The sequence below is a fragment of the Hydrogenophaga sp. genome (assembly GCF_051007235.1).
Classification (GTDB): Bacteria; Pseudomonadota; Gammaproteobacteria; order Burkholderiales; family Burkholderiaceae_C; genus Hydrogenophaga.
This window is the reverse complement of the sequence record NZ_JBPCSJ010000261.1, coordinates 1-9588: the sequence shown is the minus strand read 5'-3', so window position 1 is coordinate 9588 and position 9588 is coordinate 1. Positions and strand designations below refer to the sequence as shown.

Below are 9588 nucleotides of genomic sequence, written 5' to 3'. Positions count from 1 at the left end.
GTCTTCGTTCCCGAGCTTCTTTTTGAGTTCAGGCAACGGCATGTCGAGCAGCTGGGCCAGATCGCGCAGTTTCGGGTGGTTCTTGTCCACGTCTTCCGGGATGGCCCAGATGCTCTGCGCCACCACGCTGGACGCCAGCAGCAGGCCGTTGCGGTCCAGGATGCGGCCGCGGTTGGCCGGCAGCTCCAGCGTGCGGGCAAAGCGCACCTCGCCCTGGCGCTGAAAGAATTCATTGCCGAACACCTGCACATAGGCCGCACGCCCCGCCAGCCCGGCAAACGCCACGGCCAGCGCGGCGACGATGAACTTGCTGCGCCAGACGGGCGTCTTGCTCGCCAACAGCGGGCTGGCGCTGTAGTTGATGCTGCGGCTGGGGCGCTGGTCGGCGCGCGGCTGGCTCATGGCTGCCCCTCCTGCACCGGGGCGGCACTGGCCGGCGGCGCCCCCGCCGTCACGTACTGCGTGATGCCGGGGTTGACCGGGCGCATCTGCAGCTGCCGTGTGGCCAGCTGCTGCACCCGGGCCGACGTAGCCTGCTCGCGCTTTTGCACCTGCAGCTGCTCGTGCTCGGACGCCAGGCGGCGCGCCTGCGCGTTGGCCTTGTCGATGGCGGTGTACAGGCGGCGCGATTCGTACTGGGTGTGCACCAGGTAGAACGCGCTGGCCAACACGGCCACGAGCAGCATCAGGTTCAGGCGAATCATGACGACACTCCCACCGGCGCTGCCGTGCGCTCGGCCACGCGCATCACGGCGCTGCGCGAGCGCGGGTTGGCCGCGACCTCGGCGTCTGAGGGCATGAGGCGGCTCACGCCGGTCAGCGGCATCGGCTGCGGCTCGGCGAACGGCACGCGGCGGTCCACCACGGCGCGCGAATGGCGCGCCATGAACTGCTTGACCATGCGGTCTTCCAGCGAATGGAAGCTGATCACCACCAGCTGACCGCCGGGGCGCAACACCTGCAGACTGGCCTCTAGCGCTTGTTGCAGCTCTTCAAGCTCGGCGTTGATGAAAATCCGAAAAGCCTGAAATGTGCGCGTTGCAGGGTCCTTGCCCGGCTCGCGGGTTTTGACCGCGCCAGCCACGACTTCGGCCAGCTCGCGGGTGGTTCGAAGAGGGCCCCGTTCCTGTCGGCGACGATCAATCGCCTTTGCAACCTGTTGAGCAAACCGTTCTTCGCCGTATTCACGAATGACCTCCGCGAGGGTGGAAACCTCGGCCGTTTCCAGCCACTGGGCAACGCTCTGGCCGCGCGTGGTGTCCATGCGCATGTCCAGCGGGCCGTCGCCACGAAAAGAAAAACCCCGCTCGGGGTCGTCGATCTGCGGCGAGCTCACCCCCAGATCCATCAGCACCCCGTCCACGCTGGCGGGCGGCAGCTCGCCCAGGTGGCAGAAACCTTCGTGCCTTATGAAAAAGCGGCCATCGCGGGCCGCCATTTCCTGCGCCACCGCCACCGCCTGAGGATCCTTGTCGAAGGCCGTCAGCCGCCCCCTTTCGGACAGCTTCGAGAGGATCAGGCGCGAGTGCCCGCCCCGCCCGAAGGTGGCGTCCACGTAGTGACCGTCCGGGTGGATGGCGAGCGCATCCACGGCTTCGTTCAGCAGCACGGTCTGGTGGGTCCAAGCGTCTTGCACCAGCGTCCTCAAAACGAAAAATCTTTGAACACGTCGGGCATCTCCGCCTGCATGGCTTCGGCCTCCTGCGCCTGGTAGGTGGCGGCATCCCACAGCTCCAGGTACGAGCCCATGCCCAGCAGCACCGCGTCCTTGCTGATGCCGGCGGCCGCACGCAGCTCGGGCGAGACCAGCACGCGTCCCGACCCGTCCATTTCCAGGTCCATGGCGTTGCCCAGGAAGATGCGCTTCCACCACTGGGCCTGCATCGGCAGTGAAGCGATGCGTTCGCGGAAACGGTCCCACTCCAGGCGGGGGAAAATCATCAGGCAACCGTGCGGGTGCTTGGTGATGGTCAACTGTCCCGCGGTGGCGCCCAGGGCGTCACGGTGCCGGGTCGGCACGGACAGCCGCCCCTTGGCATCGAGACTGAGAGAAGACGCACCCTGGAACACCGCTTTTGACTTTCAGATGGCAGCTTTCACCACTTAATTGCACTTTTCCCCACTTTATCAGGAAAACGCCACCATTCAAAAGTGCGAGTTCAGGAATTTTGCTTTGAAATCAACTACTTAGCGTCGATTTTGCAGGCATCCAATGCCAGAAATTTGAGCAAAAGCAAGCACTTACAAGGAGGTCTGCAGGTGAAGCTTGAAGACCCTGCGCATCACAAGACTTTGTAACCAGGCGCACGCGCTCCGATGAGCGGCAAGCGACTGGTCGGAGCCCCTTCCGAGAGCACTGCAACGAAAGGCCACAAAAAAACCGCGCGCCGGCCGGTCACGCGGTTTTCACGGGGCAAGAAGGCGTCAGAGGATGTAGCGCGACAGGTCCTCGTTGCGGCTGAGTTCGCCCAGGCGACCGTCGACGTAGGCCGCGTCCACCGTGACGGTCTGCCCCTCCAGCCGGGTCGCGCCGAAGCTGACCTCGTCCAGCAGGTGCTCCATCACCGTGGCCAGGCGGCGTGCGCCGATGTTTTCGGTGCGCTCGTTCACGTCGCAGGCGATCTGCGCCATGCGGCGGATGCCGTCGGACGTGAAGTCCAGCGTCACGCCTTCGGTGGCCAGCAGCGCCTGGTACTGGCGCACCAGGCTGGCGTCGGTGCGGTTGAGGATGCCCTCGAAATCCTCCACCGACAGCGACTGCAGCTCGACCCGGATCGGGAAACGCCCCTGCAGCTCGGGAATCAGGTCGCTGGGCTTGGAGAGGTGGAACGCCCCCGAGGCGATGAACAGGATGTGGTCGGTCTTGACCATGCCGTACTTGGTGGACACGGTCGTGCCCTCCACCAGCGGCAGCAGGTCGCGCTGCACGCCCTGGCGCGAGACCTCGGCGTTGCCGCCCTCGCCACCGCGCGAGGCCACCTTGTCGATCTCGTCGATGAACACGATGCCGTTCTGCTCGGCATTGCGCAGGGCCAGCGCCTTGATCTCTTCGTCGTTGACCAGCTTGCCCGCCTCTTCGTCCACCAGCAGCTTCATCGCCTCGGCGATCTTGAGCTTGCGCGCGCGGCGCTTGTCCTGCCCCATCTGGCTGAACATGCCGCGCAGCTGCTCGGCCATCTCTTCCATACCGGCGGGCCCCATGATTTCCATGGCCGGGCGCGGCTCGGCGAGGTCGATCTCGATCTCGCGGTCGTCCAGCAGGCCTTCGCGCAGCTTCTTGCGGAAGGCCTGGCGGGCGGTGTTGTCGGTGCTGGCGGCGGGCTCGAAGCCCACGCTGCGGGGCGGCGGCACCAGCACATCCAGGATGCGCTCCTCTGCCGCGTCCTCGGCCCGCATGCGCTGCTTGCGCATCTCGGCCTCGCGGGTCTGCTTGACAGCGATCTCGGCCAGGTCGCGGATGATGGCGTCCACGTCCTTGCCCACATAGCCCACCTCGGTGTACTTGGTGGCCTCGACCTTGATGAAGGGCGCGTCGGCCAGTTTGGCCAGCCGGCGCGCGATCTCGGTCTTGCCCACCCCGGTGGGGCCGATCATCAGGATGTTCTTGGGCGTGATCTCGGGCCGCAGCTTGTCATCGACCTGCTGGCGGCGCCAGCGGTTACGCAGCGCAATCGCCACAGCGCGCTTGGCGCCTTGCTGGCCGATGATGTGGCGGTCGAGTTCGGAGACGATCTCCTGCGGGGTCATGGAGGACATGGCGTTCGGGATTCAAAGGTGAGCGTCCGTCTGCAACGGGAACGCCAGGCATCGATGCCCGGCGCACCGCAGCCGTTCAGAGCACTTCCACCGTGTGGTTCATGTTGGTGTAGATGCAGATCTCGCCCGCGATGGCCAGCGACTGGCGCACCACGTCTTCGGCGCTCAGGGCGGTGTGCTGCACCAGGGCCCGCGCCGCGGCCTGGGCGTAGGCGCCGCCGGAGCCGATGGCCACCACCCCATGTTCAGGCTCCAGCACGTCGCCGTTGCCGGTGATGATCAGCGCCGCGCTGCGGTCGCCCACGGCCAGCATGGCTTCCAGGCGGCGCAGCACGCGGTCGGTGCGCCAGTCGCGCGTGAGCTCGATGGCGGCGCGCACCAGGTGGCCCTGGTGCTTCTCCAGCTTGGCCTCGAAGCGCTCGAACAGCGTGAAAGCATCGGCTGTGGCGCCGGCAAACCCCGCCAGCACCTGGTCGCGGTAGAGCTTGCGCACCTTGCGAGCCGTGCCCTTGACGACCACGTTGCCCAGGGTCACCTGGCCGTCGCCGCCGATGGCGACCTGCACCCCCTGCGGCGTCTCGCGGCGCACGCAAACGATGGTGGTTCCGTGAAAAGTTTCCATAGGAGGCAGCAAATGGGGATGAACAATGCGAGCTCAAGTCCTGAGGCAGAACAAGGGGAAGTTGACCGAGGGCACCGCGGAACCGGCTTTGCCGGGCCGCCAGTGCCGCCCCCTTGAGGGGGTCGCGCGCAGCGCGGCGGGGGTGTGCTCAACCCTGCGGCGCGGGGGGAGCAATGTTTAATCGTTCCTCACGACCACCTTGGCGTACTCGGTGATGCCGATGACGTGGAAAAAAGCCGACACGAGGCGGTGCGCGTCCACGAACTGGATCATGCGACCCTGCGTGTGGTGACCCGTGACCCAGTTGAGCAGGGTGCCCGCGGCCGAGAAATCGACCCGGATCAGGTTGCGACACGAAATGATCATCACATCCGCGCCCTCCAGGCGGTGCTCCAGCGCCTCCAGCGTGGCTTGCGGATCGCCTCGGATCTCCCCCGACAGCTCGACCAGGCCGAGGTTGTTGAATTCGGAACCCTGGCTGTCCATAACGGAGTCGTGGGCGAAACCCGACGGCACCTGCTCGAGCATCACCTCGCCCAGCACAGAGGCGCCTTCGTCGTCCGAGGTGCCGCCGGAGAGTGCCTGGAAGTGGCAACGGGGCTTTTCCCAGCCAGGCGGTGACACCTCGTAGGTGACGCAGAAATCCAATGCGGTGAGCTCGAACTCGTCCGGGCGGTTCATCACGCGCAACACGGCCATGCGCAGTTCCCACCACAGCTGCTCGATGTCGCGCCGGCCCGAAGGCGTCAACGCCTTGAGCCGCTCGCGCAGATCGGACGCCCCCAGGAAACGCAGCTCCACGTCCTGGTCGCCCCAGAGCGTGAAGATACCCAGCAGCGCGCGTGCGGCCTTGACGTCGATGGACTCGATCGGGGACCAGTCCAGCACCCAGGGCTGGCTCGCGCGCAGCAACACGTTTTGCAGCGTACCCACCGCATGGGCGTCGATGTCGCTCTCGCAAACCCAGACGGCGCGGGTCGAACCGGTCGAGGGCTTGTACGCCTTGCCGGTCATGTTGGAGACCAGACTGGGCATGTCGAACCACTGCGGCGCAGACCGGCCAAAGCGGTTGACGAAGTCCACCGCCTGGCTTTCAAAAGGCGCCAGCTGCCCGGTCGCCCGGTACAGGTCGAACAGCGCCAGCCAGTCGTCCAGCTGGTTCAGCCGGGCACCGCTGCCGCTAAGGGCTTCAAGCAGGCCTTGTTCGGCACCCGAGTCGTCACCGTTGGCAAAGCGGATGGCCGCTTCCTCGACCTCGGGGTCCTGTGCGATTTCCTGCACATCCAGCGCATAGAAATGCGAGGCCGAGAACACGGAATTGCCGCTGGCGTCGGTCGAAGCGGATTTGGCCACCATGAGGCCGGTACGCGCGGTGGACGGCGCAGGCGCCGGAGGCGGCGGCAACTGGTCGGGAGGCAGGCTCTCACCCGGGTTGCTGTACCGGCTGCGCGCCTGGTACGCGGGCGGTGCCGGGATCGGTGCGGGCGGCGGCGTGCGCTGCGAACCGGCGGGGTCCGGCTGGGTCGAGGCCTCGGCCGGCGAGGTGTCCGGCAGCGGTGACGCCTCGGTTTCGTTGTACTGGGCCTTGCGGCGCTGCGCCTCGGCGTTGGCCGCGGGAGATGCCTTGGCGGCGCCGTCCTTGCGGTTCAGCGGCGAGCCGCTGGTGGTGTGCGCCCCCGAATTGAGGCTGGACCCCGTGGTGACCAGGGAATCCGGACCCTTGGTTTTCCACCACTGCATGGACATCTGCGCTTCGATCTCGTCGATCTTCTTGAGCGTCATCGCCCGGTCGTCGGGTTTGGACGGCAAGCTGCTCTGGAAAAACGAGGGCCGCACACCCTGTGCGCCTTCGCCCGAGCCTTCGCGGCTGCGGATCTTGCGCAGCATGTCGAATTCGCGCTTGCGCACGAAGTCGTTGCGGCGCTTGCGCTCGATCATTTCCTTGAGCGCGGCCTTGCTGTACTCGCTCTCGCGGTCGGCCGCGCGCGTGTCCAGATCCGACCAGCTGGTGGTCGGGTGGCGCACGAACTTCACCACCTTGGACAGGAAGCCGCGGTTGGAATCGTCCTTGGACATGAAGACTCAGCGTCGATTCGGAAAGGGATACCTGAAAGGGACCGGGATCAGTCTCCGAACATCTTCTGCTTGAGTTCGCGGCGCTGCTGCGCTTCGAGCGAAAGACTGGCGGTGGGACGCGCCATCAGGCGGCCGACACCGATGGGCTCGCCCGTTTCTTCGCAGTAGCCGTAGTCGCCCGAGTCGATGCGGGCGATGGCCTGCTCGATCTTCTTGAGCAACTTGCGCTCGCGGTCGCGGGTGCGCAGTTCGAGCGCGTGTTCTTCTTCGATGGTGGCGCGGTCGGCCGGATCGGGCACGACCACGGTGTCTTCGCGCAGGTGCTCGGTGGTTTCACCGGCGTTGGCCAGCATGTCGGCCTTGAGCAACGACAGCTTGCGACGGAAAAAGGCCAGCTGCACATCGTTCATGTACTCGCTGTCGGGCATGGCCTGCACGTCCTGGTCGGTCAGTTGGTCGACAGACAGGGTCTTCCAGTTGTTGGCCCGCTTGGGGTCTTTCTGGATGCTGGAGGGCGCGGGAGGGGTCATTACACGGTCGTTCATGGTGGAAAAGGTCGCCTTCGCGGCATCGGGGGCGTGGGTGGGCACCACGGCGGCCTGGGTCATCTGCTCCATCATCACCTTTTTGGCCGCCCGTTTGCCCAATGGCCTCGGGGTCGGCTCAACCACCGCCGGCGTGGGCCGGGGCGCCGAAGCGGCCACGGTTCTGCTGGCTTTGGCGGGGACGGCTGGCGCCGCCGCGCGAGGCGGCGGACTGGCCTTGGCTGGTGCCTTGGCAACGGCTTTGGGAGCAGGTGCCGGCGCCGCCTTGGGAGCTGGCTTGGCGGGTTTGACGACGGCCGGAGCGGCCGGCTTGGCGCTGGCTTTGCCGGTTGCAGCGGCCTTGGCCGGCGGCACCGGGGAGGGCTTCTTGGCGGCCACCTTGGGGGCGGTTTTGGAAACGGCCGGGGCGGCTGCCTTTTTGGCAACGGTCGGCGCTGCGGCCTTGGCCGCGGGCTTGGTGTTGGCTTTCGCAGCGGATGGGGCTGGTGCGACCGCCTTTTTCGACACAACGGCCTTGGCGGCGGTCTTAGCCGCCACCTTGCTGACCACCGCAGGCGTTTTTGCCTGGGATGCGCGCCCCTTGACCGCCGTGGTGGCGGTTTTGGTGGATTTCGCTGTCCGGGTGGCCGGGGCTTTCACAAGGGGTCTCCTCTCAGTGCCTGACGAAGCCTGCTCAGGGGGCGGGACACGGCGGCCCTTGTCGACCGCTGTGTCCGATGTGGTCGGCGACGCCGACCCTCTTGTGGTTATACCCCGTTTGCGCGCCGCTTCCGGCGTGCGCCCGGCCCGCAGGCTCACGGCAGGCCTGGCCGGACGCGGGGCGTCCGACTTGGGCGGCGATTGTATCGATGGCGCCGCAGTGGCCACTGACATTCCACCCAAGGGAAAACCCAGGCGTTGGAGAAGCGAGACAAAGAGCACGGCGGGCCTGCTTTCTGACGGGGGCTGCCGACGCGGCGGCTCAGACCAGCGCCTGATCGAGGCCCTGGACCAGGATGTCCTGGGGAAGGTCGATGCCGATGAACACCATCTTGCTGGTGCGGGCCTCGCCGTCGGCCCAGACCGGCCCCAGGTCGCTGCCCATGAGCTGGTGCACGCCCTGGAAGATGACCTTGCGGTCGGTGCCCTGCATGTTCAGCACCCCCTTGTAGCGCAGCATGCGCGGGCCGTAGACCTGCACGATGGCGCCCAGGAAATCCTCCAGCTTGGCAGGGTCGAATGGCTTGTCGGCCCGGTAGACGAAGCTTTTCACATCGTCATCGTGGTGATGGTGGTGGCCATGCCCGTGCTGGTGAGAGGGGTGGTTGCAGTGCTCGCCGTGCTCATGGTCGTGGTGGCCGTGATCGTGATCGCCGGCACTCAGGAAGTCCGGGTCGATGTCCAGCTTGGCGTTCAGGTTGAAGCCGCGCAGGTCGAACACCTCGCTCAGAGCCACCTCGCCGAAGTGCACCGGGCGCATCGGGGCGCGCGGGTTCATGTGCTTGAGGCGGTGGATCAGCGCATCCACCTCGTCCGGCGACACCAGGTCGGCCTTGCTGATGAAGATCTGGTCGGCAAAGCCCACCTGGCGGCGCGCTTCCTGGCGGTCGTTGAGCTGCTGGGCCGCGTGCTTGGCGTCCACCAGGGTGAGCACCGAGTCCAGCAGGTACTGCTCGGCCACTTCGTCGTCCATGAAGAAGGTCTGCGCCACCGGGCCCGGGTCGGCCAGGCCGGTGGTCTCGATCACCACGCGCTCGAAGTCCAGCTCCCCCTTGCGCTTTTTCTGCGCCAGGTCGGCCAGGGTGGCGCGCAGGTCGTCGCGGATGGTGCAGCAGATGCAGCCGTTGCTCATCTGGATGATGTTTTCCTGCGTGTCGGCGACCAGGATCTCGTTGTCGATGTTCTCTTCGCCGAACTCGTTCTCGACCACCGCGATCTTCTGGCCGTGGGCCTCGGTCAGCACGCGCTTGAGCAGCGTGGTTTTTCACGATCCGAGGAAGCCGGTGAGGATGGTGGCGGGGATGAGCGACATGGCGGGTTCCGTTAGCAAAAAACAGGCCGGGAGTGTAGTGCAGAGAGCAATACCCCGCTGCAGCACCGTCGATCCACCGCCTGGCCACGTCCAGGCGGATCAGCCCACCCGGGGGCAGCGCCCTGCGCCGCAGCGGCGCGTGTGGGTCACAGCTTCTTCATCACGACCAGGCCCTTGAGGTACTCGCCCTCGGGGAAGTTGATGGTCATGGGGTGGTCGCAGGCGCCGCCCAGGCGCTACAGGATGGCGCCGTCAACGCCGGCGTCCAGTCCGGCCGAGGCGACGATTTTGTGGAACAGCTCCACGCCGATGCCGCCCGAACACGAGAAGGTGAACAGCACACCGCCCGGCGGCAGCAGTTTGAAGGCCAGGCGGTTGATGTCCTTGTAGGCACGGGCGGCGCGCTCGGCGTGCGCCGCGGTGGGCGCGAGCTTGGGCGGGTCGAGCACGATGGCATCGAACTGCCGGCCTTCGGCCACGAACTGGCGCAGCGAGGCGTTGACATCGGCATCGATGAAGGTGGCCTGTGCCGGGTCCAGCCCGTTGAGCAGCAGGTTGGCACGCGCCTGCTCCAGCGC

The 9588-nt window shown here is 66.4% G+C and carries 8 protein-coding genes and 2 pseudogenes; all 10 read right to left on the bottom strand.

Going from position 1 to position 9588, the window contains the following annotated elements:
- Positions 1-402 (bottom strand): annotated as a pseudogene (locus ACR2JA_RS09500) (penicillin-binding protein 2); the annotation flags it as partial.
- Positions 399-704 carry a cell division protein FtsL gene (gene ftsL, locus ACR2JA_RS09495; RefSeq protein WP_434008844.1) on the bottom strand — a complete coding sequence of 102 codons (306 nt, stop codon included), beginning with the start codon at positions 702-704 and terminating at the stop codon, positions 399-401. The pseudogene ACR2JA_RS09500 and the gene ftsL, both read right to left, overlap by 4 nt.
- Complete coding sequence (gene rsmH, locus ACR2JA_RS09490) at positions 701-1636, bottom strand: 16S rRNA (cytosine(1402)-N(4))-methyltransferase RsmH (RefSeq protein ID WP_434008843.1); 936 nt, start codon at positions 1634-1636, stop codon at positions 701-703. The genes ftsL and rsmH overlap by 4 nt, the downstream gene beginning before the upstream one ends.
- An 8-nt stretch (positions 1637-1644) precedes the next feature.
- Positions 1645-2070: a division/cell wall cluster transcriptional repressor MraZ gene (gene mraZ / locus ACR2JA_RS09485; protein ID WP_434008842.1), complete on the bottom strand. Its 426-nt coding sequence runs from the start codon at positions 2068-2070 to the stop codon at positions 1645-1647.
- 354 nt (positions 2071-2424) lie between these two features.
- Positions 2425-3756: an ATP-dependent protease ATPase subunit HslU gene (gene hslU, locus ACR2JA_RS09480; protein ID WP_434008841.1), complete on the bottom strand. Its 1332-nt coding sequence runs from the start codon at positions 3754-3756 to the stop codon at positions 2425-2427.
- A gap of 76 nt (positions 3757-3832) precedes the next feature.
- Positions 3833-4378 carry an ATP-dependent protease subunit HslV gene (gene hslV, locus ACR2JA_RS09475; RefSeq protein ID WP_310565536.1) on the bottom strand — a complete coding sequence of 182 codons (546 nt, stop codon included), beginning with the start codon at positions 4376-4378 and terminating at the stop codon, positions 3833-3835.
- A gap of 177 nt (positions 4379-4555) precedes the next feature.
- Positions 4556-6454, bottom strand: a complete 1899-nt coding sequence (locus ACR2JA_RS09470) for an STAS domain-containing protein (protein ID WP_434008840.1) — start codon at positions 6452-6454, stop codon at positions 4556-4558.
- A 47-nt stretch (positions 6455-6501) separates the two neighbouring features.
- Positions 6502-7062, bottom strand: a complete 561-nt coding sequence (dksA, locus tag ACR2JA_RS09465) for an RNA polymerase-binding protein DksA (protein WP_434008839.1) — start codon at positions 7060-7062, stop codon at positions 6502-6504.
- An 898-nt stretch (positions 7063-7960) separates the two neighbouring features.
- On the bottom strand, positions 7961-8953 hold the full coding sequence (locus tag ACR2JA_RS09460; RefSeq protein WP_434008845.1) for a CobW family GTP-binding protein: 993 nt from the start codon (positions 8951-8953) through the stop codon (positions 7961-7963).
- 203 nt (positions 8954-9156) lie between these two features.
- Positions 9157-9588: pseudogene (locus ACR2JA_RS09455) on the bottom strand (23S rRNA (cytosine(1962)-C(5))-methyltransferase RlmI); the annotation flags it as partial.